Annotated in this window: 23 protein-coding genes and 3 pseudogenes; 16 read left to right on the top strand and 10 right to left on the bottom strand. The window is 60.3% G+C overall.

The features are described 5' to 3' along the window. Positions 1-160: 160 nt before the first annotated feature. The 5 genes from guaB (at position 161) to PY650_RS18095 (ending at position 4,668) form a co-directional block, all read left to right on the top strand. Complete coding sequence (gene guaB, locus PY650_RS18075) at positions 161-1,645, top strand: IMP dehydrogenase (RefSeq protein WP_285880833.1); 1,485 nt, start codon at positions 161-163, stop codon at positions 1,643-1,645. A gap of 3 nt (positions 1,646-1,648) precedes the next feature. Further along, positions 1,649-2,239, top strand: a complete 591-nt coding sequence (locus PY650_RS18080; RefSeq protein ID WP_285880834.1) for a hypothetical protein — start codon at positions 1,649-1,651, stop codon at positions 2,237-2,239. A gap of 147 nt (positions 2,240-2,386) precedes the next feature. Continuing rightward, complete coding sequence (locus tag PY650_RS18085; protein ID WP_285880835.1) at positions 2,387-2,809, top strand: MAPEG family protein; 423 nt, start codon at positions 2,387-2,389, stop codon at positions 2,807-2,809. Between the two features lie 148 nt (positions 2,810-2,957). Next, positions 2,958-3,839, top strand: coding sequence for a dienelactone hydrolase family protein (locus PY650_RS18090; protein ID WP_285880836.1), 882 nt, complete (start codon positions 2,958-2,960; stop codon positions 3,837-3,839). Positions 3,840-4,029: 190 nt separating this feature from the next. Next, entirely contained in the window at positions 4,030-4,668 is a 639-nt protein-coding gene (locus tag PY650_RS18095) for a TetR/AcrR family transcriptional regulator (RefSeq protein WP_285880838.1), read from the top strand. A 32-nt stretch (positions 4,669-4,700) separates the two neighbouring features. Here the strand turns inward: PY650_RS18095 and PY650_RS18100 are convergent, their stop codons facing one another. Beyond that, on the bottom strand, positions 4,701-5,654 hold the full coding sequence (locus PY650_RS18100) for a LysR substrate-binding domain-containing protein (RefSeq protein ID WP_285880839.1): 954 nt from the start codon (positions 5,652-5,654) through the stop codon (positions 4,701-4,703). A gap of 198 nt (positions 5,655-5,852) precedes the next feature. Between PY650_RS18100 and PY650_RS18105 the strand changes: the two genes are divergently transcribed. From PY650_RS18105 to PY650_RS18120, 4 genes are all read left to right on the top strand, one after another. Then, positions 5,853-6,152 carry a YjiS-like domain-containing protein gene (locus PY650_RS18105; RefSeq protein WP_285880840.1) on the top strand — a complete coding sequence of 100 codons (300 nt, stop codon included), beginning with the start codon at positions 5,853-5,855 and terminating at the stop codon, positions 6,150-6,152. Between the two features lie 136 nt (positions 6,153-6,288). Next, on the top strand, positions 6,289-6,897 hold the full coding sequence (locus PY650_RS18110) for a dienelactone hydrolase family protein (protein WP_285880841.1): 609 nt from the start codon (positions 6,289-6,291) through the stop codon (positions 6,895-6,897). Positions 6,898-7,028: 131 nt separating this feature from the next. After that, positions 7,029-8,636: an ABC-F family ATP-binding cassette domain-containing protein gene (locus PY650_RS18115; protein ID WP_285880842.1), complete on the top strand. Its 1,608-nt coding sequence runs from the start codon at positions 7,029-7,031 to the stop codon at positions 8,634-8,636. Between the two features lie 214 nt (positions 8,637-8,850). Further along, entirely contained in the window at positions 8,851-9,648 is a 798-nt protein-coding gene (locus PY650_RS18120) for a DUF899 domain-containing protein (protein ID WP_285880843.1), read from the top strand. 153 nt (positions 9,649-9,801) lie between these two features. Here PY650_RS18120 and PY650_RS18125 read toward each other — a convergent pair whose 3' ends face one another. Beyond that, positions 9,802-11,058, bottom strand: a complete 1,257-nt coding sequence (locus PY650_RS18125) for a multidrug effflux MFS transporter (RefSeq protein ID WP_285880844.1) — start codon at positions 11,056-11,058, stop codon at positions 9,802-9,804. Between the two features lie 456 nt (positions 11,059-11,514). Here PY650_RS18125 and PY650_RS18130 point away from each other — a divergent pair. Then, positions 11,515-11,875 (top strand): annotated as a pseudogene (locus tag PY650_RS18130) (DUF1214 domain-containing protein); the annotation flags it as partial. A 72-nt stretch (positions 11,876-11,947) separates the two neighbouring features. Here the strand turns inward: PY650_RS18130 and PY650_RS18135 are convergent. After that, the gene (locus PY650_RS18135) at positions 11,948-12,823 is read right to left on the bottom strand and encodes a DUF937 domain-containing protein (RefSeq protein ID WP_285880846.1); all 876 of its coding nucleotides are present in this window, start codon (positions 12,821-12,823) and stop codon (positions 11,948-11,950) included. A 134-nt stretch (positions 12,824-12,957) separates the two neighbouring features. Beyond that, positions 12,958-14,331, bottom strand: a complete 1,374-nt coding sequence (locus PY650_RS18140; protein ID WP_285880848.1) for a glutamate--cysteine ligase — start codon at positions 14,329-14,331, stop codon at positions 12,958-12,960. A 243-nt stretch (positions 14,332-14,574) separates the two neighbouring features. Here PY650_RS18140 and PY650_RS18145 point away from each other — a divergent pair, with 243 nt between their 5' ends. Further along, complete coding sequence (locus tag PY650_RS18145) at positions 14,575-15,186, top strand: LysE family translocator (RefSeq protein ID WP_285880850.1); 612 nt, start codon at positions 14,575-14,577, stop codon at positions 15,184-15,186. A 24-nt stretch (positions 15,187-15,210) separates the two neighbouring features. On the opposite strand, the gene PY650_RS18150 is transcribed toward PY650_RS18145, so the two are convergent. From PY650_RS18150 to PY650_RS18160, 3 genes are all read right to left on the bottom strand, one after another. Further along, positions 15,211-15,948 (bottom strand): 16S rRNA (uracil(1498)-N(3))-methyltransferase, encoded by a 738-nt coding sequence (locus PY650_RS18150; protein WP_285880853.1) that lies wholly within the window; start codon positions 15,946-15,948, stop codon positions 15,211-15,213. 10 nt (positions 15,949-15,958) lie between these two features. Beyond that, positions 15,959-17,497: an inorganic phosphate transporter gene (locus tag PY650_RS18155; RefSeq protein WP_285880855.1), complete on the bottom strand. Its 1,539-nt coding sequence runs from the start codon at positions 17,495-17,497 to the stop codon at positions 15,959-15,961. 99 nt (positions 17,498-17,596) lie between these two features. Then, positions 17,597-18,094 (bottom strand): NUDIX hydrolase, encoded by a 498-nt coding sequence (locus PY650_RS18160; protein ID WP_285880856.1) that lies wholly within the window; start codon positions 18,092-18,094, stop codon positions 17,597-17,599. A 264-nt stretch (positions 18,095-18,358) separates the two neighbouring features. On the opposite strand from PY650_RS18160, the gene PY650_RS18165 reads away from it, so the two are divergent. Both PY650_RS18165 and PY650_RS18170 read left to right on the top strand, forming a co-directional pair. Next, complete coding sequence (locus tag PY650_RS18165) at positions 18,359-19,291, top strand: LysR substrate-binding domain-containing protein (RefSeq protein WP_285880858.1); 933 nt, start codon at positions 18,359-18,361, stop codon at positions 19,289-19,291. A gap of 107 nt (positions 19,292-19,398) precedes the next feature. Then, positions 19,399-20,562 (top strand): adenosylhomocysteinase, encoded by a 1,164-nt coding sequence (locus PY650_RS18170; protein WP_285880860.1) that lies wholly within the window; start codon positions 19,399-19,401, stop codon positions 20,560-20,562. A 6-nt stretch (positions 20,563-20,568) separates the two neighbouring features. Here PY650_RS18170 and PY650_RS18175 read toward each other — a convergent pair. Further along, positions 20,569-21,126 (bottom strand): annotated as a pseudogene (locus PY650_RS18175) (zinc-binding dehydrogenase); the annotation flags it as partial. Between the two features lies 1 nt (position 21,127). Between PY650_RS18175 and PY650_RS18180 the strand changes: the two are divergent. After that, positions 21,128-21,418 (top strand): annotated as a pseudogene (locus PY650_RS18180) (LysR substrate-binding domain-containing protein); the annotation flags it as partial. On the opposite strand, the gene PY650_RS18185 reads toward PY650_RS18180, so the two are convergent. Both PY650_RS18185 and PY650_RS18190 read right to left on the bottom strand, forming a co-directional pair. After that, positions 21,419-21,982 carry an O-acetyl-ADP-ribose deacetylase gene (locus PY650_RS18185; RefSeq protein WP_285880862.1) on the bottom strand — a complete coding sequence of 188 codons (564 nt, stop codon included), beginning with the start codon at positions 21,980-21,982 and terminating at the stop codon, positions 21,419-21,421. Positions 21,983-22,013: 31 nt separating this feature from the next. After that, positions 22,014-22,910, bottom strand: a complete 897-nt coding sequence (locus tag PY650_RS18190; protein ID WP_285880863.1) for a LysR family transcriptional regulator — start codon at positions 22,908-22,910, stop codon at positions 22,014-22,016. A gap of 125 nt (positions 22,911-23,035) precedes the next feature. Here PY650_RS18190 and PY650_RS18195 point away from each other — a divergent pair, with 125 nt between their 5' ends. Next, positions 23,036-24,475 carry an FAD-binding oxidoreductase gene (locus PY650_RS18195; RefSeq protein ID WP_285880865.1) on the top strand — a complete coding sequence of 480 codons (1,440 nt, stop codon included), beginning with the start codon at positions 23,036-23,038 and terminating at the stop codon, positions 24,473-24,475. Next, positions 24,472-25,671, top strand: a complete 1,200-nt coding sequence (locus PY650_RS18200; protein ID WP_285880866.1) for an FAD-binding protein — start codon at positions 24,472-24,474, stop codon at positions 25,669-25,671. Before PY650_RS18195 ends, PY650_RS18200 begins: the two co-directional genes overlap by 4 nt. Positions 25,672-25,799: the final 128 nt, after the last annotated feature.

Below are 25,799 nucleotides of genomic sequence, written 5' to 3' on the forward strand. Positions count from 1 at the left end.
TGGGTCGATGGCAAGAACTCCTGTCATCGTTTTCCCTATTCACTTCCTGTCATAGACGTGTTACCAGCCCTCGCCAACTTCCAAGCAACACTTGCAAGATCGCCCGGTAGACGATTCGTTCCGGAGCCCTCCTGCTTTTCACCGATGAAGGAATTTGGCCATGGCACGTATTATTGAAACGTCAACCGGGTTGGACGCACTCACATTCGACGACGTGCTCCTGCAGCCGGGGCACTCCGAGGTCATGCCTGGCCAGACCAACATTGCCACCCGCATTGCCCAGGACATCGATCTCAACCTGCCGATCCTGTCGGCAGCCATGGACACGGTAACCGAAAGCCGTCTCGCCATCGCCATGGCCCAGGCCGGCGGCATGGGCGTCATCCACCGCAATCTGACACCGGTGCAGCAGGCCGAAGAGGTCCGTCAGGTCAAGAAGTTCGAAAGCGGCATGGTCGTCAATCCGGTCACGATCGGTCCCGACGCGACCCTTGCCGAAGCGCTTGCCCTGATGAGAGCGCACGGCATTTCCGGCATCCCGGTCGTCGAGAAGTCGCATCGCCTCCTCGGCATCCTCACCAACCGTGACGTTCGCTTTGCCTCCGATCCGGAGCAGAAGATCCACGAATTGATGACCCACGAAAATCTGGTCACGGTCACGGACGGCGTGCAGCAGCAGGAAGCCAAGCGCCTGCTGCACAAGCATCGCATCGAGAAGCTGCTGGTCGTTGATGGCGAAGCTCGCCTCATCGGTCTGATCACCGTCAAGGATATCGAAAAGTCGCAGCTCAACCCTCACGCCTCCAAGGATGCGCAGGGTCGCCTTCGCGCCGCCGCTGCCATCAGCGTCGGTGACGATGGGTTCGAGCGCGCCGAGCGCCTGATCGATGCCGGCGTCGACCTTCTCGTCGTCGATACCGCCCACGGCCATTCACAGCGCGTCCTCGACGCCGTTACCCGGGTCAAAAAGCTCTCCAACTCGGTTCGCATCATGGCCGGCAATATCGCCACCTATGACGGTACGAGAGCGCTGATCGATGCCGGTGCCGATGCCGTCAAGGTCGGTATCGGCCCGGGTTCGATCTGCACGACCCGTATCGTCGCCGGCGTTGGCGTACCACAACTCGCTGCCATCATGTCGGCCGTAGAGGCCGCGCAGCAACAGAACATCCCAGTTATCGCCGATGGCGGCATCAAGTTCTCCGGCGACCTCGCCAAGGCGATTGCCGCCGGCGCATCGGCGGCCATGGTCGGCTCGCTTCTCGCTGGCACCGACGAGAGCCCGGGCGAGGTCTATCTGTACCAGGGTCGTTCCTTCAAGGCGTATCGCGGCATGGGTTCCGTCGGGGCCATGGCGCGGGGCTCAGCCGATCGCTACTTCCAGGCCGAAGTGCGCGACACACTGAAGCTGGTGCCGGAAGGCATCGAAGGCCAGGTGCCCTACAAGGGGTCAGTCTCGGGCGTGCTGCACCAGCTCGCCGGCGGCCTCAGGGCAGCCATGGGCTATGTCGGCGGCGCAGACCTCAAGGAATTCCAGGAGCGTGCTACTTTCGTGCGCATCTCCGGCGCGGGCTTACGCGAAAGCCACGCCCATGATGTCACGATCACCCGCGAAAGCCCGAACTATCCGGGCGCCGGCGCTTGATCGATGCCGAGTAGCACTCAAGGCAACGTCAGGTCTCTTCAAGGCCTGACGGTGGTGTTCGTCGCCTTGTCCCTGGCGCTTTTTGCCTGGATATATGCCGGCTTTGCCACGGCTTTCCGCGACGCAGCCGCGGGACAGGAGATGCTGGATGCGCGCATTGGTGGCTACGAGCAGGAAGATGTCGTCGCCATGCTGCGCTATCTCAAGGACCACCCCGATCCGGCGGCGATCCTGCATTCCATGTATCTTGGGCCGGGGCTGGTCTTTCCGCTGGTGTTGAGCGGCCTGTTGCTCTGCCTACTGCGGCTGGTCAAGCCGGGCGGCACTTTTTTCGGCCGGCCGATCCTGCCTGCGGTGGTCGCTCTGATTTTCCTGCTGCCGATCTTCTACGGCGTGTTGAACTATGCCGAAACAATTGCCGGCCTGCTGCTCTATCCGCCAGCCACACCGTCTGATGGCACCGTGACGCTGCTCGCGGGCCTGCTGCCGGTCATCGTGCGTCTAAAGTTCCTGTCGCTGGTCGTCACCATCATTCTGCTGGCTCGCTTCGCGATTCTTCGCTACCTGTCTCCGGACGGTTCCAAGCCGTCCTGAACGGCCGTTCCCGCCGTTCAGCAACCCCTAGAGCGGTTCAGCGTTTTACAGGTTCGCTTTCCCGCTCTATCGCTTTGTTTTTTTATACAATTCCGGACGGAAATCTGCTTCGCACTTTTCGTGGAATTGCTCTAAGGAGTTGGCGGCGTGACCGGCTATGAAATGTTCTGGCCCATGGTGGCCCATGCGGTGCTTGTCTACATTCTTTACGCGCTGTTAGGCTTGCGCCGCCGGCGCGCGGTAAAGGCGGGCCTGATCAGGCAATCGCAGTTTCGCGAGAATTATGCCGCTGATGAGCCGCTGGAAAGCTTGGTGGCGCGCAACAGCCTCGCCAATCAGTTCGAACTCCCTCTTCTTTTTCATGCTTGCTCGATCGCGCTGTTCGTCGCCCAGGCGGATAATCTGCCTGCTTTGATCCTGGCCTGGATCTTCGTTGTGTCCCGTTACGCCCATGCCTTCGTGCATGTCACCAGCAACAACCTGCGCTATCGCAGCCCGCTTTTCGCCATCGGCTATATTGCCCTTGGCGGCATGTGGGTCTGGCTTGCCGTCTGGATGGCATTCTCCTGACCAGATTTGCGTTACCACGGCAAACAACCTGCGGTAACGTATTTGTGTTCTTCGTTGACCGCCCCACTGCACTCTCTTGACCTATCTTGTCATCCGACGGCTTTGCTTGGGATGCAGGCTGCTGGGGAAAGAGGAGGAGGATATCGGAATGGACGTCGATAAGCCCATCGTGACGCAGGCGATGATCAATGCCTACGACGAATATACGCATCTGACGCTCGATCGGCGCAGCTTCATGGAAAAGCTGACGAAACTCACAGGCTCGGCTGGGGCCGCAGCCGCGATCGCACCGTTGCTTGCGGCCAACAAGGCGAGCGCCGAGATCGTTGCCGCCAATGATAGTCGTCTCGAGACGAAAGACGTTACCTATCCCGGCAGCACTGGTGAAATGAAAGGCTATCTTGCCCAGCCCAAGGGTGCCAGCGGCAAGCTTGGCGGCGTGATCATCATTCATGAAAATCGTGGCCTCAACCCGCATATCCGCGATATCGCTCGCCGTATCACGCTGGAAGGTTTCATAGCCCTGGCGCCGGATTTCCTCTCGCCGCTCGGCGGCACGCCGGAGGATGAGGACAAAGCACGCGATATGTTCAACAAGCTCGATCCGGCGCTGACCGTCGCCAATGCCGAAGCGAGCCTGATCTTCCTTTCCAAGCTCGATGGCTCCAACGGCAAGGTCGGCGCGGTCGGCTTCTGCTGGGGAGGTGGTGTCATCAATCGTTTCGCCACCAAATCACCTGAGCTGAAAGCCGGCGTTGCCTATTATGGAATGCAGCCCGCCGCTGCCGATGTGCCCAAAATCAAAGCCGCCCTGATGCTGCATTATGCCGGCCTCGACGACCGCATCAATGCCGGTATCGATGCATATCGAAAAGAGCTGCAGGCCGGCGGTAAGACCTTCGAAATTTTCGTCTATGACGGTGCCAACCACGCCTTCAACAACGATACGTCGGCTGCTCGCTACGACAAGAAAGCCGCCGATCTCGCCTGGGGCCGGACCGTCGATTTCCTGAAAAAGCACCTGGCCTAGCGGCTGACGGCGAAGGATTGGACGCGATGACGGCGGAGAGCCATCCGCCCGCCGCCGTCGCTTATCGCGACCGTATCAATCCATAACACTTAAAATTGAACTTTTCCCATTTACGCGCATTGAACAAGCGTGTGGCATAAACCGGCACACGCCCCGGCGTTGTTCCGAGTGATAATGAAATGGGAAATGAATGAGCCCGGAAACACCCGACCGCATCAAATTCCGCAAGCAGCCCAAACAGGAGCGCAGCATCCATCGTGTCGATGTCATTCTGTCGGCCGCTGCACAACTGATTGCCGAAAAAGGCGTCAGCGCCATGACAATGACGGAGCTTGCCACTGCAGCCGGCGTACCGATAGGGTCCGTGTACCAATATTTCCCCGAGAAGGCCGCGATCGTGACAGCTCTGTTCGATCGCCATGCCGTTATCGTCCAACAAAAGACGAGGGAAGTATTCGCCGTCGTGAAATCGCTCGATCACGCCGTCGATCTCGTCTGCGGCATGATCGATTGGTACTATCGCGAGTTTCGCGGTGATCCGACCTATATGGGTGTCTGGCTCGGGACGGAGATGGATCAAGATCTCCTGCGGCTGAACATCGAGCATAGCAACCGTGTCGCCGAAATCTTCCTGGAGGGCATCGAGGCCTATACCCCGATCGGCAGTCAAATCGACCTGCAGGCCCGCAGCCAGCTCTTCAGCCACCTCATCGGCGCCTCCGTCCGCCTCGCGATCATGAACGAAAAAAGCCTCGCCATCCGCATGCTCAACGAATGGAAGCAGGTGATCCGCGCGACACTGTTTGCCGAGCCCGGCAATAGGCACTAGGTAAGCTATTCCTTATTGCCTAGGCCTCAGCGTCACCAGCCCGGCAGAATATGTCCGGCGCGCAGGCGCGGATAGTAGCGGGTAAAGCTTTTCACATCGCCATCGAGATCGTCATCGACCGCCGCTGGTGTGATGTTATCCAGGCAGGCGGAGATATGGGCGGTGATGGCATTCATCAGCGATACCGAAAGGCCCGGCCGCTTCATGATGCCGATCTGCACCGGCGGCAGCGGCGGGAAGCCGTCTGCCTGGCTCAGGACCTTCATGCCGGTGCGAAGTGCCGATTCCGGCATGACCGATACCGCCATGCCAGCAAGGACCGCAGCGGCAACCACCGTACAGGACCAGCTGGTAAACAGGATCTGGTAGTCTCGGCCGCCGGCATCGAGCGCCGAGCACGCAAGTTGCCGCCACTGACAGTCACGCCTCCCGACGGCAAGCGGAATCGGTGCATCGTCGCGCAGTGGATGATTGGCCGAGCCGACCCAGCAAAGCGGCTCCGTGCGCACGACATCAGACATTCTCTCGCGCGGATTATGGGTGACAAGCGCGATATCGAGCTCGCCGCGATGCATGCGTTCGGCCAGATCAACCGAGGGCTCGCAAACTATATAGAGCTCGACATTCGGATGCGTCTTGGCGAAGCGGCCGATGATCTCGGGCATATAGCGGTCGGCATAATCGTCCGGCGTTCCGATGCGCAGCGTGCCCTCGAGCCTGTTGTCGTCGAAAGCAGCGATCGCTTCATTGTTCAGGCGGATAATGCGGCGCGCATAGTTGAGCAGCTTCTCGCCTTCCGCGGTCAGCCGGTTGCCGCGGCCGTCCTTGATGAATAGCTGTTTGCCTACTCGTTCTTCCAGCCGGCGCATCTGCATGGAGACCGCCGATTGCGTCTTGAATACCCGATCGGCAGCTTTGGTGAAGCTGCCCGAATCCACAATGGCGATGAAGGTCTGCAACTGATCAATATCAAGCGGCGCGGCCATGATCTCACCTATAAAGGAGTTTGATAATTATCATTAGAAACATTCGTTGGACTGATCAATAGGGCTTTGGCATCTTCCTAATGCAAATCAGCATACCAACCGGCAGACCTCCTACCGAATTCCTCCCAACCACGCTCCTTCTTCGGTTCTCCGGGAAGGGGCATGGCTAGCGTGTGCCTGAACGAAAGGACCATTGAAATGCGCACGACAGATCGGACACTACATCTCGGCCACGCAAGGCCGTCGCTGCCTTTGACGGCACGCCTGACGCTTGCTTTCGATAAGATGGCATCCGTCTGGCGCGTAATCCGCAATCGCCGCGAGATCAATTATCTGAATGAGCTGAACGACTACCAACTGATGGACATCGGTTTGACGCGCCTTGACGTCGAATCTGCGCTCAACACCTCGACCTTCTTCGAGGACCCGTCCAGCTATCTAACCAACTCTGCGCGTCGTCGCATGCGCTTCCTCGGCCTCAACAACTTCCGTCGTTGAGGGCGATTAATCGTTTCCCCGCAGGGTGATAGCCAATAAGCCCTGCCTCTTACCCGGTGTTCGGCTCAGTACCGACACCGGGTTTTTTCTTTTGGCAGCGCGGAAAGACGATCGGGGAAATTGCCATGTCTTTCGAATGCCTTATGTTACGACCGAGCTAAATCCGGAGGCTGTGATAGTGGCGACAGTGGTGCTTTTCCATTCCGTTTACGGGCTGTGCCCTCTTGAACTGGACGCCGTCGAGCGCCTGCAGGCAGCGGGGCATGAGGCGTTCGCGCCGGATCTCTACGACGGCTGGGTCGCCAGCTCGATCGACGAAGGCTTCGAATTGAAGGATGAGATTGGCTGGGCGACCATCTGCGAACGGGCCGAATGGGCGATGGCGGGCCTGCCGCCGTCAACGGTTCTCGGTGGCTTCTCCATGGGCGCGGCTGTTGCGGCAAGTCTTTGGCCGATGCGGCCCCAGGCCGCCGGCATGCTTTTCATTCATAGCATCGCCCAAATCTCGGAAAACGCGCGAAAGGGCTTGCCGGTGCAGGTCCATCTTGCCGATCCGGATCGTTTCGAGCCTGCGGAGGATGTTGCTCGCTGGCGGTCCTTAGCCGAACGATCACAGATCGCGGCCGATCTCTTCACCTACCCGGGCGCTGGCCATCTCTATACCGATCCCAGCCTGCCCGACCACGATGCCAAGGCGGCCGATCTCACATGGAGCCGCGTCATCCGCTTCCTCGATACACTCTAAACTGGCCTTGAACCGAAGCCGATCGTCACCTAGACTACCGACCATCAGTCGTTCCAACAGGATGTGTGCCAGAATGGATTCCAACCCGATCACAACGCCAATTTGCTTTGTAACCGGGGAATACCATATCTATGCTTGCATCCATCATCCTGTCCAATCTCTCGTGGTCCACGCCTGACGGCCGATCGCTTTTCTCAAATCTTGATCTGACTTTCGGCGCCGAGCGCACCGGCTTCGTCGGCCGCAACGGTGTTGGCAAGACCACCCTTCTCAAACTCATTGCCGGTGAGCTGCAGCCTCGGTCCGGGGCGGTATCTTTCGGCGGCAGTCTCGGCATTCTGCGCCAAAGCGTTCGAGTGGAGCCGGACGAAACTGTCGCTGATCTGTTCCAGGCGAGCGGAGCGCTGGCTACTCTCCGTCGGGCCGAGGCGGGTGAGGCAACAGCCGAGGAACTTGCTTCAGCGGACTGGACACTGGAAACGCGTATCGCTTCCGCTCTCGATCGTGCCGGGCTCGATGCAGCGCCCGGCACACTTCTCGCCGCGCTATCTGGCGGACAGCGCACGCGCGCCGGCCTTGCCGCACTGATCTTCGCCGAACCAGATTTTCTCGTTCTGGACGAGCCGACGAACAATCTGGATCGCGAGGGCCGCGAAGCCGTGATCGAGTTGCTTGCGAACTGGCGGGCCGGCGCAATCGTCGTCAGCCACGACCGGGAATTGCTCGACACTGTGGATGCCATCGTCGAACTGACCTCGCTCGGTGCCACGCGCTATGGCGGCAACTGGAGCCAGTATCGCGAGCGCAAGGCCCTCGAACTTGCGGCCGCCGAACACGATCTCGCCGATGCCGAAAAGCGCGTTGTCGAGGTTGCCCGCCGTGCACAGGCAACGGTGGAACGGCAAGCGCGACGCGATGGCACCGGCAAGAGGAATGCCGCCAAGGGCGGCACACCGCGCATCATGCTAGGCGGGCTGAAGGAGCGGAGCGAAATGACGGGGGGCGAAAATACCCGCCTTGCCGAACGTCGGCGCACGCAGGCGCTTGAAGACGCCGCCGCCGCCCGCGGGCGCATCGAAATCCTCCAGCCTCTGTCGGTCAAGCTTCCGTCGACCGGACTGCCGGCGAACAAGGTCGTTCTGAAGATCGACAGCGCGACGGCTGGCTATCATCCCGGCCAGCCGATCATCAGCGATCTCTCTTTTGAGATCATTGGGCCGGAGCGCATTGCCCTTGCCGGGCCGAACGGTTCGGGCAAGACGACGCTCCTGGCGCTTATCTCCGGAGTGTTGCAGCCGTGGGCCGGGACTATCCGCATCATGACCGCGGTTTCCATTCTCGACCAACAGGTAAGTCTTCTCGATCCGTCGCTCTCGATCCGCGACAATTTCCGGCGGATGAACCCGCTGGCGGATGAAAATGCCTGCCGGGCAGCGCTTGCCCGGTTCATGTTCAGGGCCGACGCGGCGCTTCAGATCGTGTCCACGCTAAGTGGCGGGCAGTTGCTGCGCGCCGGTCTCGCCTGCGTCCTGGGCGGATCGACGCCACCGTCGCTCCTGATCCTCGACGAGCCGACAAATCATCTCGATATCGATTCGATCGCCGTAGTCGAGGCGGGCTTGCGCGCATATGACGGCGCGCTCCTGGTTGTTAGTCACGATGAGGTGTTTTTGGAGGGTATCAAGATAACCGGCCGGCTCGAATTGTCTCCGCGGCAGGCTATCGAGGCTACGGAATAAGTAAAACAAGCTGTTGGTAGCAACTGATTTTCGGCTCCGGTTTTTGGCCGTAACCACCACCTCCCGGCGGAATGCCGCCACACTTGTTACTCCCACCTGTTCGACTCCCGATGCCAGACTATTTCATGACCAATAGCGAGCAATGCGCAGCCATTGGAACCGCGCTTCGGTGACGAGGCGCGAATATTCGCCCAAAATAGGAGGTTTCAAAGCCATGACTATATCAACCGAGAACGGACGGAAAGACGGACGGCCTGCCATGCACACACCACCGGTCGTGTCGGCGCAAGCGTGGGAAGCGGCCCGGCGGGGGTTACTCGTGAAGGAAAAGGCCCAGACCCGCGCCCGTGACGCTTTGGCCGCCGAGCGCCGGCGAATGCCATGGATGGCGGTGGAGAAGACCTATGCGTTCGAGGGGCCCGCGGGTAAGGTCAGTCTGCTCGACCTCTTCGAAGGTCGGCGTCAGCTTATCGTCTACCGCGCCTTCTTCGAGCCGGGCGTATTCGGCTGGCCCGACCATGCCTGCCGGGGCTGTTCCATGGTGGCTGACCAGGTCGCTCATCTCGCCCACCTTAATGCCCGTGACACCACCCTCGTTTTCGTCTCGCGTGCACCTCGAGCGGACATCGTGCGGCTGAAGGCTAAGATGGGCTGGGAAGGTATACCCTGGTTCACTATCACGGACAGCTTCGACGCCGACTTCGATGTGGACGAGTGGCACGGCACCAACGTGTTCTACCGCGACGGCGACCGCGTGTTCCGCACCTACTTCATCAACAACCGCGGCGACGAGCAGATGGGTGGTACCTGGAACTACCTCGACATTACGCCGCTGGGCCGGCAGGAGCTCTGGGAGGAATCGCCCGAGGGCTATCCTCAGACCCCGACCTACAAGTGGTGGAACTGGCACGATAGCTACGCCGCAGACGCCGTACCCGATAAGAAGTGGGTTGAGGTGTCGGATGCTGGGGAGGCGGCGTTTCGCAACCAAGACGCGGCCACGAGTCGATGAGCCAGACCGGCTCCTGCGGATCCGATAGCCGGACACGGCCGGTCTGAGTGGTCCGCGACCGGACGCAGCGATATTCCGCGCTGCGGCCGGCCGCCATATCTGGGAATTGCGCGACAAACCCCGATGTCAGAGTTGATGGAAAGCGGCCGTCCGCTAGGAAACCGGCTCACAAGCACGTCGATCGAGAAAAGCTACGCAACATGCCGCAAACAATGCGAGCGAAGCCGACGCGAGCATCATGATTAATAGCGCATAAGTTGTATTTGACCGAGCAAGAAACAGACCGGCGATCGCGCCTATGAGCGCTCCTCCAGCGAGTCTCATTGCAGCAGACAGGCCCGCAGCGGTGCCGGCAAGATCGGGGCGCACCGACAGCACGCCCGTATTGGCGGCAGGCATGGTCAGCCCATTACCAATGCCGATGAACATGCAGGGTCCAAAGAATGCAAGAACGAGAGCGGTGCCCGACATCGAGAGAGCCAGTCCAACCAAGAGCCCCGTGCATGTGAAAATGCGCGCGAGGATGAGGATGGTGCTCAGCGCATTTCGCGAGGTATAGCGACCAGCCAGATAGCTACCCAGGATGAAGCCGGCGGGTACCAGTCCCATGTAGAAGCCCAGTGTCGCACTTGATCCGCCGAGCGACTGGGCAAATGCCAAAGGCGCACCTCCCAGGAAGATATAAAGCGTTCCCATGGAGCAGGCCATGCACAACGTATAGGCCCAGAATCGCGCCGAGCTAAGGAGTCGCGCATAGGAGATGAAGTAGTTCGCAACCGGTCTCGATGCGCGCGGCGCGGTTTCCCACAGTTCGCGCACGCACAAAACGAGGACAGCCGTACCAAGGATAGCCATGACAATGAACACCGCCCGCCATCCGAATAGACCATCCAACAATCCCCCAAACAGGGGGCCGACCATGGGGGCAATCGCCCATCCCATGGAGGCGTAGCCAATTCTGCTTGCCGCTCCGCCTTCGCCTGATGTTTCCGTGACAACGACGAGGGCCACGGAAAAACAGGCACCGATCGACGCTTGCATCGCTCGAAAGACGAGGAAAACGTCGATATTGGCGGCAAACGCGCAGCCAACCGACGCGACGATGAAAATGGAGACAGCGATCAATGCGACCGGCCTACGCCCATAACGATCCGATAGTGTACCAGCGACGACTTCTATCAGGGCGGTAACGATTGTATAGCCGGCAACCGTAAGGTTGACGAGCGCGTAATCGGCGTGGAAAGTACCGGCAATCTTTGGCAGCGACGGCAGGATCATGTTCACTGGCAGCACGGACAGTGCCGACAGCAAGATGAGGGTTGTTAGTCGGGGTGGCGCGCTCCTCGAAGCTGCGGCTGCTTTTTTGGTGATTTGCGTGTGCGACGTATGAATGGGGTTATCGCTGGTCATGGTCTCGTCCGTTTTGTCAGTGGGATTTTGTGAAAGTCCGACGAGGCGCAGCCCGAAATCCTGGCATAAAAAAAGGCCCCGTCAGGAGCCTGCTTACCGCGCATGGGTGCTTTCGCCGGACAGCTATGCCATCCCGCCCATGCGCGCTATCACCACTACGAGAGCAATTGCGATATTCATGCAGCTAGAGATAGACAGAATTTTGCACCACGTCAATGCAGCGCGATCATCGTTTGGGGCGAGCAAGCGAGTGTAGTTCTGAGCCAAGTCAGACCAAGCCTGCCCAAAAGGAGATTGATAGATCATTTTATTAGTCATTACTATTTCAACCGATGGTTCATGTGGCGGATGACAGCCCGAGGGCCGCGACCCGAGTTTGCGGTCGTGGGGACATCGACCGTAGAACGAAATGCTTGCCTGAAAACCTGCGCTCCCGGGACTTGCGAATACCGCGATCCACTGACGGGCGCGAACCGTTACACGATCCACTTCGAAAAAGTTGCTCTGCCGCCCGTCAATGCATTCTGGTCCGATCACCCTTTACGACTCCGATGGATTTCAGGTCGCCAATGACTTGAACCGTTTCGCTGTAAGCAGCTCGATGCCTTTTCAATACAACCCTGACGGCTCGCTCGACCTCTACCTTCGGAATACCAACCCGGGAAAGCAACAGGAAGCCAACCGGCTACCTGCGCCGGCAGGACCGTTCAATCTGACGACAAGTCTCTATGGCCCGAAAGCGGAAGCTCTCACCGGCAAATGGAACCCGCCGCCGGTCACAATCATCCCGGCGCTTCAGCCCGTGACGGCGCAGTAGCCACAGACATCGACACGCGGTGGCGATTGGGACGCCGCCGCCTGCCGCATCGAGAGCATCAAGCGCCGCGCTCTACTTCTGTTTCGGCGCGGGCTTGCTTTCCGTCTGCATGTAGCTGTCGAAAATCGCTTCCATGTTCTTCTGATAGGTCTTTTGCACTTCCAGGCCGCTGTCGAACATGGCGTTGAACATCTCGGTATAGGCCGCCATGTCGACGCCAGGGATGGCGGGCTTGGCCTTTGGTTCTTCCTTCGGCGGCTCCGCGGGCATCGGGAAGTTGCGCATCATGTCCTGAAATGCCTTGGCGAAAGGATTGTCGAGGAAAGGGTTGCCGGCCGCGGCCGGCTTTTCGTGCTCGACAGCTTGGGCGCCGAACATCAGCTCCATCGCTTGGGTGAAGGGGTTGTCAAAGATGCTTGCCTGCGGTGTCGGCTGCTGCTTTGGCGCAAAGCCGATGGTCTGCAGCCAGTTCTGCATCATCTCACCCATGGACGTGTTGAGGAAGGGATTGGTCATCTGCGGCATCTGGCCGCTGGTTTCCTTGAACAGGCCGCCCATCAGCGTGTTGGCCATGACGGGCAGCATGCGCTTGTAAATCTCCTGGCCGATGCCGGTCATCTGCGCGGCCTGCGCGGCAATGGCGCGAGATACTTCCTTGGAGCCGAACAGCCGTGCCAAGACGTTATTGCCGTCCGCAATGCCCTCCGGCGTGAAGGCCTTGCTCATATCCTCGAAATATTTGGCATAGCTGCCGGAGGTGATGTCCTGCATCACGCTCATAAAATTATAGGGGTTCGTCGCGCTGCGTTTGAACCCCGAAGAAAAGGCGGGCATAAGCGCCGCCATGGCTTTTGTCGCCTGTTCCTGCGCGAGGTTGAACTGCTTAGCCATGGCCTCGGTGGCGGCGCCGTTCTGTGCCTGCATCATCATGTCGAAGAGTGGCAGCATCGAAGTCCCTTTCCCCGCAATCATGCCGCTTCAGAATCAGAAGGCATGCAATCCCAGTAGTATAGCGGGAAAAAAGATGGCGCATACCGGTTTCTGTCGGTGTGCGCCGCAACAATCCAGGCCGAATCCGGCTGTCAGTATTGATATTCCTCGAAGACCGGCTCGACCGATTGGTTCCAGCGGCCGTGATAGAGCATCAGCAGATCGTCGGCGAGCGTGCCCTTCTTGGCGAGAACTTCATCGAGCGGCGCCAGGAAGACGCTTTCGTCCAGGCCGTCGCCGTTCAGTCGGGCACGGTTCTTCAAGCCGGTGCGGGAAATGCCGATGACCTCGCGCGCCACATCGAACAGGCCATGGCCCTTGATACCGGCTTTCAAGCCCTGCACCGGCACGACATCGCGCAGAGCATTGACCTCTTCGAAAGTCCAGTCCTTGGTGAGCTCGTCGGCACTCGTCAGCGCCTCGTCGTCATAAAGCAGGCCGACCCAGAAGGCCGGCAATGCACAGATACGGCGCCAAGGACCGCCGTCGGCGCCGCGCATTTCCAGGAAGCGCTTGAGGCGCACGTCCGGGAAGAGGGTGGAAAGATGGTTCGTCCAGTCACCCATCGTCGGCTCCCAAGCGGCGATCTCGCCCCTCAGCGCGCCGTTCATGAACTGGCGGAAGGTGACATGGGTGCAATCGTGATAGCGTCCATCGCGGACGACAAAATACATTGGAACGTCCAGCGCCCATTCGACATAGTCATGAAAGCCGAAGTCGTCGCCGAAGGTGAAGTCGAGCAGGCCGCTGCGGCGGTTGTCGGTGTCGCGCCAGATGTCGCCGCGCCAGGAGGAAAGTCCGTTCGGCTTGCCTTCGCTAAAGGGTGAGGAAGCAAACAGCGCGGTCGCCAGCGATTGCAGCTTCATTGACACCCGCATCTTGCGGCGCATGTCCTCTTCCGACGCGAAGTCGAGGTTTACCTGGATCGTGCAGGTGCGATACATCATATCGAGACCCTTGGTGCCGACCTTCGGCATGTAGCGGGTCATGATCTCGTAGCGGGACTTCGGCATGCGCGGCGTTTCAGCCAACGTCCATTTCGGGCTGCCGCCAATGCCGAGGAAGCGTATGCCCATGGGCTCTGCGATTTCGCGCAATGTCGCCAGATGATTGTTCGATTCTTTGCAGGTCTGGTGAAGGTTTTCGAGCGGTGCACCTGAAAGTTCGAACTGACCGCCGGGCTCGATCGAGATTGCGCCCATGCCGGTCGGCTCGCCCAGACCGATGATGTTGTCGCCGTCCATGATGGGATCCCAGCCGCTCTTTTTCTGCAGGCCCCGCAAGAGCGCTGAAATACTGGCGTCGCCGAAATAGGGCACAGGACTGTTGTCGGCGCGGAAAAACACGAATTTTTCGTGTTCCGTGCCGATACGGAATTGCTCCTTCGACTTGCTCCCGGCGGCCAGATAGGCCGTCATGTCCGAGACCGAAGAGAGCGGAGTCTGGTCGGTGGTGTCGCGCGCCATGGTATTACCTTGATCTCGGAAGGGAGCCAGCGCAAGCCGCAGGCCAATGGGGAGGGTGATTGACGCGGATTGAGGTACGGTGCAAGTGAATTTCTTTCAAGAGCCGTTCAAAAAAATAGCATTTTGTGTCTGGAGGTCGCGGTGTGACAGAAGCTGATACCGGCGCGCTTGCACAAGCGTTCAAGACTCCCAACCAACGTTCGAAATAGCCTTCCCTTCCCTTGACGACGGGAGGGCATATCGATGTTCGAGAAAACTGAACTTTATCCGATCCTGACGCTGCTTCTCGCTTCTCTTGTGATCATGGGCAGCCCGGGTCCGTCCACCATCAGCGCTACGGCGGTTGGCGCCGTCTATGGTTTCCGCCGGTCGATCGGCTACGTCTTCGGTCTGATCGCAGGCACGATTGTCGTGCTGTTGGCCGTCGCGGCGGGAGTCTTCGCGATTTTACTGTCGGTGCCGCATGGCGCCTTGGCGCTTACCGTCGTCTCCGCCGTCTACATCTTCTATCTGTCCTATAGAATTGCCACTGCTCCGCCGCTCGCCGGCCGCAGCGACCAGGCCGCCACGCCTGCTTTCGCTGGCGGTTTTCTGCTGGCGGTCGCCAATCCCAAGGCTTATCTGGCGATCGCCGCCGTCTTTGCCGGGGTCAGCCTTTTCAAGGACCGGGGCGCGCTGGATGCTGTGAGTAAGATCGTGCTGCTGAGCATGATGATCGTGATCATTCACCTGTGCTGGCTTCTGGTCGGGACCTCGCTGTCCCGTTTCCTTCAGAACCCGACCATTTCGCGTATCGTAAACATTTCGCTGGCAAGCACGCTTATCATCACGACCGCGCTCGCATTGGCGGGCTGAACAACCATTGTCGGACGCAGGAAGCTAGTTCCAGTCCCCGATCGCCGCTTGGATCACCGCCATGGCCGCCACGGCTGCCGTATCGGCGCGCAGAATGCGCGGACCGAGCGGAATGGCCGTGACGAAATCAAGGCCTCGCAGCAGCATGCGCTCCTCTTCCGAAAATCCGCCCTCCGGGCCGACCAGCAGCGCCAGATGTTTCTCCTTGACCTCTGCCAGAAGCGGCAGCGGGTTCTGTCCAGCATCGCCTTCGTCGCAATAGATGATGCGGCGCTCTTTCGGCCAGCGCGTCAAGAGATCGGCAAGCTTTACCGGCTCGGCCACGTCGGGAACACCGAGAATGCCGCATTGCTCCGCCGCTTCGATTACGTTGGCCTTGAGCTTATCGAGATTGGTGATCTTGCCCTGCACGTGCTGCGTCATCACCGGCTGTAGCAGCCCAGCGCCCATCTCCACCGCCTTCTGCACGAGATAGTCGAGCCGCCCGACCTTCAGTGGTGCAAAGAGATAGTGCAAGTCGGATGGGGCGGGCTGCGCTCGTGTCTCTTCGACAGGCGTCAGCAGGATATGCTTGCGCGAGGGAAAAGAGACGCGGGCCTTCCATTCGCCGTCGCGGCCGTTGAAGATCAACAGCTCGGCGCCGTCCTCCATGCGCAACACGTTGGCGAGATAGTTGAATTGGTCCCGATCAGCCTCGATGCCGGCATTTGCCCTGATATCCGAAACCACGAACAGCCGCTGCATGCGGAAATTGGCGCGCATGGGTAATCCCTTAAATGAAGAGCGCGACCATAGCCCAATATACCGCGGCTGCAAGCATGGCCGACACCGGGACGGTGATGGACCAGGCAGCGATGATGGTCATGAAATGCGAGCGGCGCACGAGACGTCGGCGATGGATTTCGTCAGGATTATGCTCGCGGGCTTCTTCCAGCTCGCTCCATTCGAACCCAGAGGCATCGGCCTTCCTGCGCATACAGGCAATGCGGCGCGTCGAGTGGCTGGTGGACCATTCACGAAAGAAGCCTACGCCGAAGACCGCACCGATAGCGATATGGGTGGAGCTGACGGGCAGGCCGAACCAGGAGGCGACGATGACGGTGAGAGCCGCCGACAGCGCCACGCAATAGGCGCGCATCGGGTTGAGCTTGGTGATCTGCTCGCCAACGAGGCGGATCAAACGCGGACCGTAAAGCAGCACGCCGACGGAGATGCCGCAGCCGCCGATCAATACTACCCAATAGGGTGCGGTAGATGTGGCCGCGCCTCCAATGACATCGAGGCTGCCACCTGGGACGACGCTGCGCACGATCGCGGCCAGCGGGCCAACAGCGTTGGAGACATCGTTGGCTCCATGCGCAAAGGACATCAGCGCCGCCGAACAGATCAGCGGCAGCCGGAAGAGCTTCCGCAGCGAGCTATTCTTGTTTTCGCAACCGACGGACTGTGCCGCTACCAACGGTCTTGCACCGAACCAGGTCACCAAGCCGACGCCTACACCGATCGCCATGGTCGAGAATCCTGCGACCGTGTCGCCGGGCCTGAGCTGCAGGACTAGATAGGCGGTGAAGGCACCGGCCATTAGGCCGATCAGGATAGGGATCCAATATCTGGCGGCCGCGATCTTGTCGTCGCGATAGACGATGAAGGTCTCGATAAAAAACAGAATGCCGGCTGCGATCGCACCGCCGAGAAGCGGCGTAACGACCCAGCCGGCCGAGATGGCCGCCATCACGCTCCAATTGACCATCTTTGGCCCGACGGCGGCGGCGCCTGCGCCGACGACGGCGCCGACGATCGCATGCGTCGTCGAAATCGGCGCTTTCATCCAGGTGGCGAAATTGATCCAGAGTGCCGCTGCCAAAAGCGCTGCCATCATCAGCCAGGCGATCTTGCCGCTGGTGAAGATACGGTCGGTATCAATAATGTGCGAGGAGATGGTCTTGATGACCGGTCCGCCCGCGATCGTGGCGCCCAGAATTTCGAAGATTGCCGCCATGACCAGAGCCTGTGTCATGGTAATGGCGCGCGCGCCCACCGCCGCGCCGACATTGTTGGCAACGTCCTTGGCGCCGATATTCATGGCCATATAGCCTGCAAGCGCCACGGCCGCAATGACCAGCGTTGCGCCCGGCTGGTTCAGCACATGGATCCCGGCAAAACTCATGGCAAGGCCAAGGAAGATCAGGCCGATACTCGGGGCGATCAACTGCTTCGTGACATGGTAAGCCGCATCCTCGACATAGGTGACCTTGTCGAGATCCTTGTCCAGTGTGCGTTTTGTCGGTGTCGCCGATCGATCGTCGAACATGCCATTCTCTAAGTCGAAATGTATGGACTTTCGCCGCCTGGCAGCCCACGCAATGTTTGGCAGTTATACCGGCGTAATTTGTTGGGACTATGTTGCGGCTTACTCGGCCACTACCACGGCGGGTTTTGCCGTCATCCGCTGCTCGAAGGCGAGGATGAGGTCACGCAATTCCGGTTCACGGACGCGCTTGACCGCTTCGGCGCAGGAGACCCACTCGATCGAACGCTCGCCCTTTTCCTTGAAATTCTTAGCGAGGTCGCTGACGTCCAGCGCATAGACCTGCACACGGCAGGGCACCTGGATGCCGTCCTTCAGAACCTTGGGATAGTTGAATGCGCCCAATGGCTCGGTTTCCACCGTGCCGCGCACGCCGGCTTCCTCAAGGGCCTCACGGGCCGCCACTTCATGCGACAGCTTGCCCGGCATCGGCCAGCCCTTGGGAATGACCCAACGACCGGTGTCGCGGCTAGTCAGCAGCAGCACTTCCAGCTCACCCGTTTTCTTCTTCACCCGATAACAGAGCGCAGCATATTGCTGTCGCGGCGGGCGCCGAAACATCAGCTGCACATCATTTGCGATACGGGTGAGAATGGCCAATTGTGGGGGCACCTTTAGAAGTTTGATTTTAGAATCAGTGGTATAATACCATTACATGGAAAAAAAGTGCATTCCATATGGCCTTATATGGTATTTCCCCACACTTTTGTTGAGGCCTCAATAAATAAAAACATGAGGAGTCGGCCTCCGATATTCGTCAGTGACTATGCTGAAAGCGACATTGAATGCTATTCCTATGCCGCAGATGGCGTAGTCACTGCTTAGCTCTTCCTATCATGCCGGCAAATAAGCTAAATCTCCGTTATGTCTGAACGCTCTCCGCCGCGACGTCTTCCGCCGATGAACGCCTTGCGCGCTTTCGACGCTGTTGCTCGTTGTGGTAGCATCTTGAAAGCAGCTGACGAACTCGGTGTGGTGCGTGGTGCTATACGCCAGCAACTTGCCGTCTTGGAAACCTTTTTCGGCATTGCTTTGTTCCAGCGCGATGGCCGCCGGCTGGTGCTGACCGAGAAGGGCAGGACCTTTGCCGACTCCGTCGGTATCGCCTTCGGCATCCTGGCGCGAGCTTCGGCTGTCGTTGTAGCCGGTGAGCGCCGGACGCTTCGCCTCGGCGTGCCCTCGGCTTTTGCCGTCTGGTGGCTGATGCCGCGCGTCGCCGAACTGCAGGCTGCACTTCCGGAGGTCGATGTCGACATCATTCCCATGGCAACAGTCGAACCGCTGGCGCGCCATCCCGATCTCGACGCCGTAATCATGGGCGGCGAATATCGGCCGGCGTCTGACATCACCGCCATTCGCTTCATGGAAGACGAATTCGGCCCGGTGGCAGCGCCTGACCTTGCCGCCCGCCTCGACCTTTCGGCCGGCGTCGAGGCTCTTGCCGGCGCTGTCGCTCTCTCCAGCCGTTCCGCGCCTCGTCTTTGGGATGATTGGTTCGCCGAGAGCGGCCATGCGCCCATCCGTTTCGCCCGCAATCGTGAATTTGAAGATCTTCTTTTGTCGATCGGCGCCGCCCGCTCTGGCATCGGCATTGCCATCGCACCCCGCACGGCGATCGGCGAAGACATCGATCGCGGCGCGCTGGCGGCACCCTTTGGCTTCATCCGAAGACCTGCCGGATACAGCCTCGGCATCCGCAGCGGCGATGCCAAAGACGCGGCTTTTGCGAGATTGGCGGAGTGGCTGGTCGGGGAGGGGCAGTCTGGCAATACTGAGGAACTCAAAAAACACCGCTGATAGGATATGGCACTTTTTCTGCCCTATCGCTCAATCCAATGTCCATAGACAGCCCGCCATTGCCCGTGGGAGACCAAGGCAACAACAGACCGCAGCCAGGAGCATTTATGGATCAGCCTTCCTCTCTTTCCCGCATCGATTGGGTTGCCCGGAACTGCCGGCTGCTTGCGACCACGGCGGCGGAATTCAGCCGGACCCGACCATTTGCCGGCCTGACAATCGGAACCGGTATCCATCTTGAACCCAAGACGGTGGCCTTGCTGATGACGCTGCGGGCCGGCGGCGCAGGCCTCGTCTGCACCGGCAATCTCAACAGCACCCAGCCGGAAACCGTCGATTATTTACGTGCGCAGGGCATCACCGTTGTTGCCATGCAGACCACCGATGCCGCCGAGCACGGCGCCAGCCTTGACGCCATTCTGGCGAAAAAGCCAGATCTGCTGCTCGACAATGGCGGCGATCTCTTCGCCCGCATTGCCGAGCGACCCTATGCAAATATTTTGGGAGGCACCGAGGAGACGACATCCGGCCGCACCCGGTTGCTGCCAATGCGCGACAAGCTGGCCATGCCGATCCTCGTCATCAATGATAGCCCGATCAAACAGTTCGCCGAAAACAAGCACGCGGTCGGCCAGAGCCTCTTCGAAAGCTATCTGCGCTTCACCAACCGGTCGACCAACGGCAAGCGCGTCACCGTTTTCGGTTACGGCGCCTGCGGCAAGGGCACGGCGGCCTGTTTCCGCAACGCCTTTTCCACGGTCAGCGCCGTCGATATCGATCCGGTGACGACGCTGGAGGCGCATCTGGACGGCTTCGTCACGCCGTTGCGCGCCGAGGCAATCCGATCCGCCGATATCCTCATCACCGTTACCGGCTGTCCCGCTGTCGTCACCGCGGCCGACCTGCCGCTGATCAAGGATGGTGCGATCCTGATGAACGGCGGTCACTTCCCGCACGAGATCGATGTCGAGGCCTTCCGCAACAGCCCGGATGTTGCCGGCGTCGATCGCTACGAGGCCGAGCATATCGAGACCATCCGCATGCGGGACGGTCGCACTTTCCACATCCTCGGCGCTGGCCATATGACCAATCTCGCCGGCCCGCGCCCCCTCGGCAATACCGTCGAATCCATGGATCTCGGCTTTGCGCTGCAAGCCCGCTGCTTGGAGCGCGTGGCAAAGGGTGGTCTTGGCAAGGACGCCTGTATCGTTCCCGTTCCGGCGGATATCGACGCCATGGTGGCGTCGGCCTATCTCGAGTTGGCACGATAACGCCGCTCACGCGATCTCGACCACGATCTTGCCCTGCGCCTGGCGGTTCTCGATCAAGGCATGCGCCTTGTCGACATCGGCGAGCGTGAAACGACGGGGATCAAGCCTGGGCACGAGCTCGCCGGCCTCGACCAGTTTCGATGCTTCACGCATGATCTCGCCATGATGATCCCGGCCCTCGCCGGTGAGTAGCAGCAGCAGCGTGAAGACGCCGGAGTAGCTGGCGGCCTTGAAGGATAGCGGTGCCAATACATGCGTTCCCCAGCCAAGGGCACTGACCACATGGCCGAAGCGGCGGACCGCTCGAAAGGCGGCGTCGAGGTTCGTGCCGCCGATGGTGTCGTAGACAAGATCGAAGCCTCGGCCGCCGGTATGGGTTGCCACGTAGTCTTCGACGGTCTGAGCGCGACAATCGATCGCCGTCGCCCCGATGCTGCGGATGTAGTCTGCCTTGGCGGCGCCATCGACGGCATAGACATTCGCGCCGAAGGCTTTGGCGATCTGCACGGCGACATGGCCGACGCCGCCTGCGCCGCCAAGCACCAGCACTTTCTGACCCGCCTGCCAGACCTTCGGCGGCATGCCCGATGTCGCCTGGCTGAAGCGCGTGCTTCCGAAGGCCGAAGTGGCGATACGAAGCAACAACAGGGAGGTGCAGGCTACGCTTTGCGCCCGCGGTGCCGGTCTCGCTGTCTTGCCTCGCCCTCTCGGCGACGCGGTCGCCGGCATCGAACGGGTGGATATTGGCGAAGCTCCACCTGGTCGCGATACCTGTGTCGGCTATCACCGCGATCTCAAACGGCTGGCACGGCTGCGCGCACTGCTGGATCTCGTCATCGAACGCTTGGCAAACTGACTAAGCATTCGCTAGCGCCTTCGGCAGCACCCGATCGTAAAGTGCCGCCATCTCGTCGCCAAAACAGCAGAAGATTATTTCGTCGAAATTGCCGCCGATGCTCCCGGCGACGGCGGTGCGCGTCGCGATCGTCGCGGCGGGCTCGGTGGGGAAACGGTAGACGCCGGTAGAAATGGCCGGAAAGGCGATGGTTTTGAGGCCGTGATCCTTGGCAAGGCCGAGGCTGTTGCGATAGCAGCTTGCGAGCAAATCGTCTTCGCCACGCCCTCCGCCATTCCAGACGGGACCGACGGTATGGATCACATGCTTTGCCGACAGGCGGTATCCGCTGGTGATCTTGGCCTGTCCGGTCTTGCAGCCGTTCAATGTCCGGCATTCTGCCAGCAATTCCGGTCCGGCGGCGCGATGGATGGCGCCATCCACCCCGCCGCCGCCCAAGAGGCTGCTGTTTGCCGCGTTGACGATGGCGTCGACGTCGAGCTTGGTGATGTCGCCAAGAATAATCGTGAAGCGTGTATTCCAGGCCGCGAATAGATCGGAGCGGATGGTTTCAAAAGCGGGCATGATGACGCTCTCCCAAGGAGGTAGTGGCCGTCTATCGCTCCCAATAGGGGACCGGCCCATAAAGTTCCGCCAGGAAATCGATAAATACGCGCACCTTCGCCGGCAGGAATTGGCGGCTGGGGTAGACCGCCGAGAGCGTGACGCTGTGCGAGCCCTCATAGGCCGGCAGCACCTGCACCAGGTGGCCGTCCTTGAGTTCGGGACCGATATCCCATGTGGAGCGCAGCGCGATGCCAAGGCCGGCAATGACGGCTTCGCGAACCACTTCGCTGGAATTGGTGATCAGCCTGCCTTCTGGCCGAAAAATCAGCGCGCCCTTCGGTCCATCCAGCCGCCAGGGATCGTTATTGTGCGGCGGCAGACAGGTGTGGCGGCGCAAATCATCGATGTCCTCCGGCATGCCATTGGCGGCGATATAGGCGGGTGAGGCGCAGAGCACGCGGCGCACCAGCGCCAGTCGCCTGGCCACGAGGCTTGAATCGGTGAGCTCTGCAATACGGATCGCGAGATCATAGCCGCCGCCGACAATATCGATGAACTCGTCGGTCAGCACCAGATTGATTGCCAGGTCCGGATGCGCCTGCATGAAAGCCTTCAGATGTGGGGCGATATGCAGTCGGCCGAACGAGGTGGGGGCTGAAATCTTCAGCGTGCCCTGCATCTGGGCCGAGCGGCCGGCAATGTAGGCCTCTGCTTCCTCCAGTCCGGCGAGGATGGAGAGTACCCGGTCGTAGAAGCCCTGTCCTGCCTCGGTCAGCGAAATCTGCCGTGTCGTGCGCTGCAAAAGCCTTGTGCCCAGCCGATCCTCCAAGCGTTTGATTCGCTTGGAAATGACCGCCGGCGAAAAGCCGAGTGCGCGGCCAGCAAGCGACATGCTGCCGGTCGTGACGACACTGGCGAAAATCTCTAGATCTCCTAGATTGGTCATGGCGCTTTATTTGTTCCTCTTTTGGCATAAATGCCTATCATTTACGCCAATTACGGGAAAGTGGTAGCCGTGATATGGCGTTAAAAGGAGGGGGAGCCCATATTTGGGTTCAGGAGGAAAACACTATGGCCGAGGCCATTTCATTTCTGGCGCCGCGAGCCGATGTCCTTGCCCGCCGTCGCGAGATCGTTGCAGACCTTGCTGATCTCCTGCCTCCGGAATGTCTGGTCCATGAACCGCGCGAGCTCGTGCCCTTCGAAACGGACGCATTCATTTCCTATCGCCGCATGCCGCTCGCCGTCGCTCTGCCGCGTTCGACGGCCGAGGTCGCCGCCGTGATGAAATATTGTCATCGCTATGGCATTCCCGTCGTGCCGCGTGGCGCCGGCACTTCGCTCTCCGGCGGCGCAATTCCGCAGGAAGACGCCGTCGTGGTCGGCCTTTCCAAGATGAACCGCATTCTCGACATCGATCTCGCCAACCGCACAGCGACGGTGCAGGCCGGCGTTACCAATCTGCATATTTCCGAAAGCGTCTCCGCGGATGGTTTCTTCTATGCACCTGACCCGAGCTCTCAGCTCGCCTGCACGATCGGCGGCAATATCGGGATGAATTCCGGCGGCGCGCACTGCCTCAGATACGGCGTCACCACCAACAATTTGCTCGGCGTCAAACTGGTGCTGACCGACGGCTCGGTGATCGACTTGGGCGGCAAGGCGCTGGATGCGGCGGGTTACGACTTGCTTGGACTTGTCTGCGGCTCGGAGGGCCAGCTTGGCGTCATCACCGAAGCAACGGTACGGCTGATAGCCAAGCCGGAAGGCGCCAGGCCGGTCCTGTTCGGCTTCGATGCCTCGGAGCAGGCAGGCGCCTGTGTTGCCGATGTCATTGCCGCCGGCATCATTCCGGTCGCCATCGAGTTCATGGACAAGCCGGCGATCGAAATCTGCGAGGCTTTCGCCCAGGCCGGCTATCCCCTGGATGTCGGGGCGCTGCTGATCATCGAGGTCGAGGGGTCGGAAGCGGAGATGGACGACATGCTGAAAAGCATTGTCGAGATCGCTCGCACCCACAACGTGAAGACTGTGCGCGAGTGTCAATCGGCGACCGAGGCGGCGCTAATCTGGAAAGGGCGCAAGTCCGCATTCGGCGCCACCGGCCGCATCGCCGACTATATCTGTATGGACGGTACGGTGCCGCTCAGCCAGCTCTCTTATGTCCTGAAAAAGACCTCTGAAATCGTCGACCGTTACGGCCTGCGCGTCGCCAATGTCTTTCATGCCGGCGATGGCAACATGCATCCGTTGATCCTGTTCAACGCCAATGATCCCGAAGATGCTGCCAAGGCGGAAGCGGCGGGCAACGACATTCTCCGGCTCTGTGTCGATGCCGGCGGCTGCCTGACGGGGGAGCATGGCGTCGGCATCGAGAAGCGCGACCTGATGCGGCACCAATTTTCGGAAGTCGATCTTGCTCAGATGATGTCGGTGCGCGCTGCCTTTGATCCGGCCTGGATCCTGAACCCTTCCAAAGTCTTCCCGCTGGACGGTCGTAACGCAGGATGAGAGAATATCAACCGAAGACCGAGAATGAGGCGGCAGCCATCATCCGCGACCATGCGGCGCGCGGCGCAGCGCTAGCCGTCGTTGGCGGAAATACCCGCGCTGGTTTCGGCAATGCCGTCGCCGCAGAGGCGACTTTATGCTCGCGTGAGCTTACGGGAATCGTCGCCTATAATCCGGGTGAGATGGTGATAACAGCGCAGGCCGGAACGCCGGTTGCCGACATCGAAGCGGCGCTGGTCGAAAGCGGTCAGATGATCGCCTTCGAACCGATGGATCATCGGCCGTTGCTGGACACCGAGGGCGAGCCGACGATTGGTGGCGTCTTCGCCGCAAATGTCTCCGGGCCGCGGCGGTTCGTAAGCGGAGCCGCACGCGACAGCCTGCTCGGCGTCCGCTTTGTCAATGGTAAGGGCGAGATCGTCAAGGCCGGCGGACGGGTGATGAAGAATGTCACGGGCCTCGATCTGGTCAAGCTGATGGCTGGCTCGCACGGCACGCTCGGTCTTCTGACGGAGGTCACCTTCCGTGTGCCGCCGCGACCGAAGACGCAGGAGACGATCATCGTGTCTGGCCTCAATGATGCCGAGGCGGCAAACGCCATGGCGGCCGTCATGGCGTTGCCGCTCGATGTGTCCGGCGCGGCGCATCTTCCACCGACCGTCGCCTGGACGTTTCTGGATGGCCAATTGCCGCAAGGAGGGGCGACGGCCCTGCGCATCGAAGGTCTCGCTGGGTCTGTCTCCGTCAGGGCAGAGAAGTTGGCCTCCGCCATGCGCCGCCTTGGTCCGGTGATGCGGCTTGCCGAGGCTGAAAGTCACCGGCTGTGGCGCGAAATCCGCGATGTGAAGCCCTATGCAGACGGGACGATGCGCCCAGTCTGGCGCGTGTCGGTCGCTCCCAGTGTTGGTCACCAGCTCGTCGCGGCACTGCGGCTCGAAGCGGGCGTCGATGCCTATTATGATTGGCAGGGTGGGCTCGTCTGGATGCGCATGGAAGCAGAGCCTGAAGGCGATCTCGTCCGCCGCTTTATCCACGCTCTGGGCGGCGGCCATGCCACGCTGCTGCGCGCAACACGGGCCGCCCGGGCGGAAACGCCGTCTTTTCAGCCGCAGGCGGAAGCGATTGCGCTGCTGTCGGCGCGCGTGAAGGAAAAGTTCGATCCTGCGGGGATTTTCAATCCGGGGAAGATGGGGTGATGCGGATGGCGTCTTTTTTGCGACTGCCCCTCACCCTCACCCTCTCCCCGCACGCGGGGAGAGGGGACGTCCTCGTTTGTGGTGACCTTGCGGTCCAATCGAAGTCGACGGATATCGGAAGGTGCGCC

The sequence above is a fragment of the Martinezella calliandrae genome (assembly GCF_030272695.1).
In the GTDB taxonomy this organism is placed as follows: domain Bacteria; phylum Pseudomonadota; class Alphaproteobacteria; order Rhizobiales; family Rhizobiaceae; genus Rhizobium; species Rhizobium calliandrae.

What these genes read in the sequence shown, in the direction of transcription:
- guaB (WP_285880833.1), top strand. Translation starts at nt 161, where the DNA reads ATGGCACGTATTATTGAAACGTCAACCGGGTTGGACGCACTCACATTC.
- PY650_RS18080 (WP_285880834.1), top strand. Translation starts at nt 1,649, where the DNA reads ATGCCGAGTAGCACTCAAGGCAACGTCAGGTCTCTTCAAGGCCTGACG.
- PY650_RS18090 (WP_285880836.1), top strand. Translation starts at nt 2,958, where the DNA reads ATGGACGTCGATAAGCCCATCGTGACGCAGGCGATGATCAATGCCTAC.
- PY650_RS18095 (WP_285880838.1), top strand. Translation starts at nt 4,030, where the DNA reads ATGAGCCCGGAAACACCCGACCGCATCAAATTCCGCAAGCAGCCCAAA.
- PY650_RS18100 (WP_285880839.1), bottom strand. Translation starts at nt 5,654, where the DNA reads ATGGCCGCGCCGCTTGATATTGATCAGTTGCAGACCTTCATCGCCATT.
- PY650_RS18105 (WP_285880840.1), top strand. Translation starts at nt 5,853, where the DNA reads ATGCGCACGACAGATCGGACACTACATCTCGGCCACGCAAGGCCGTCG.
- PY650_RS18110 (WP_285880841.1), top strand. Translation starts at nt 6,289, where the DNA reads ATGCCTTATGTTACGACCGAGCTAAATCCGGAGGCTGTGATAGTGGCG.
- PY650_RS18115 (WP_285880842.1), top strand. Translation starts at nt 7,029, where the DNA reads ATGCTTGCATCCATCATCCTGTCCAATCTCTCGTGGTCCACGCCTGAC.
- PY650_RS18120 (WP_285880843.1), top strand. Translation starts at nt 8,851, where the DNA reads ATGACTATATCAACCGAGAACGGACGGAAAGACGGACGGCCTGCCATG.
- PY650_RS18125 (WP_285880844.1), bottom strand. Translation starts at nt 11,058, where the DNA reads ATGACCAGCGATAACCCCATTCATACGTCGCACACGCAAATCACCAAA.
- PY650_RS18135 (WP_285880846.1), bottom strand. Translation starts at nt 12,823, where the DNA reads ATGCTGCCACTCTTCGACATGATGATGCAGGCACAGAACGGCGCCGCC.
- PY650_RS18140 (WP_285880848.1), bottom strand. Translation starts at nt 14,331, where the DNA reads ATGGCGCGCGACACCACCGACCAGACTCCGCTCTCTTCGGTCTCGGAC.
- PY650_RS18145 (WP_285880850.1), top strand. Translation starts at nt 14,575, where the DNA reads ATGTTCGAGAAAACTGAACTTTATCCGATCCTGACGCTGCTTCTCGCT.
- PY650_RS18150 (WP_285880853.1), bottom strand. Translation starts at nt 15,948, where the DNA reads ATGCGCGCCAATTTCCGCATGCAGCGGCTGTTCGTGGTTTCGGATATC.
- PY650_RS18155 (WP_285880855.1), bottom strand. Translation starts at nt 17,497, where the DNA reads ATGTTCGACGATCGATCGGCGACACCGACAAAACGCACACTGGACAAG.
- PY650_RS18165 (WP_285880858.1), top strand. Translation starts at nt 18,359, where the DNA reads ATGTCTGAACGCTCTCCGCCGCGACGTCTTCCGCCGATGAACGCCTTG.
- PY650_RS18170 (WP_285880860.1), top strand. Translation starts at nt 19,399, where the DNA reads ATGGATCAGCCTTCCTCTCTTTCCCGCATCGATTGGGTTGCCCGGAAC.
- PY650_RS18185 (WP_285880862.1), bottom strand. Translation starts at nt 21,982, where the DNA reads ATGCCCGCTTTTGAAACCATCCGCTCCGATCTATTCGCGGCCTGGAAT.
- PY650_RS18190 (WP_285880863.1), bottom strand. Translation starts at nt 22,910, where the DNA reads ATGACCAATCTAGGAGATCTAGAGATTTTCGCCAGTGTCGTCACGACC.
- PY650_RS18195 (WP_285880865.1), top strand. Translation starts at nt 23,036, where the DNA reads ATGGCCGAGGCCATTTCATTTCTGGCGCCGCGAGCCGATGTCCTTGCC.
- PY650_RS18200 (WP_285880866.1), top strand. Translation starts at nt 24,472, where the DNA reads ATGAGAGAATATCAACCGAAGACCGAGAATGAGGCGGCAGCCATCATC.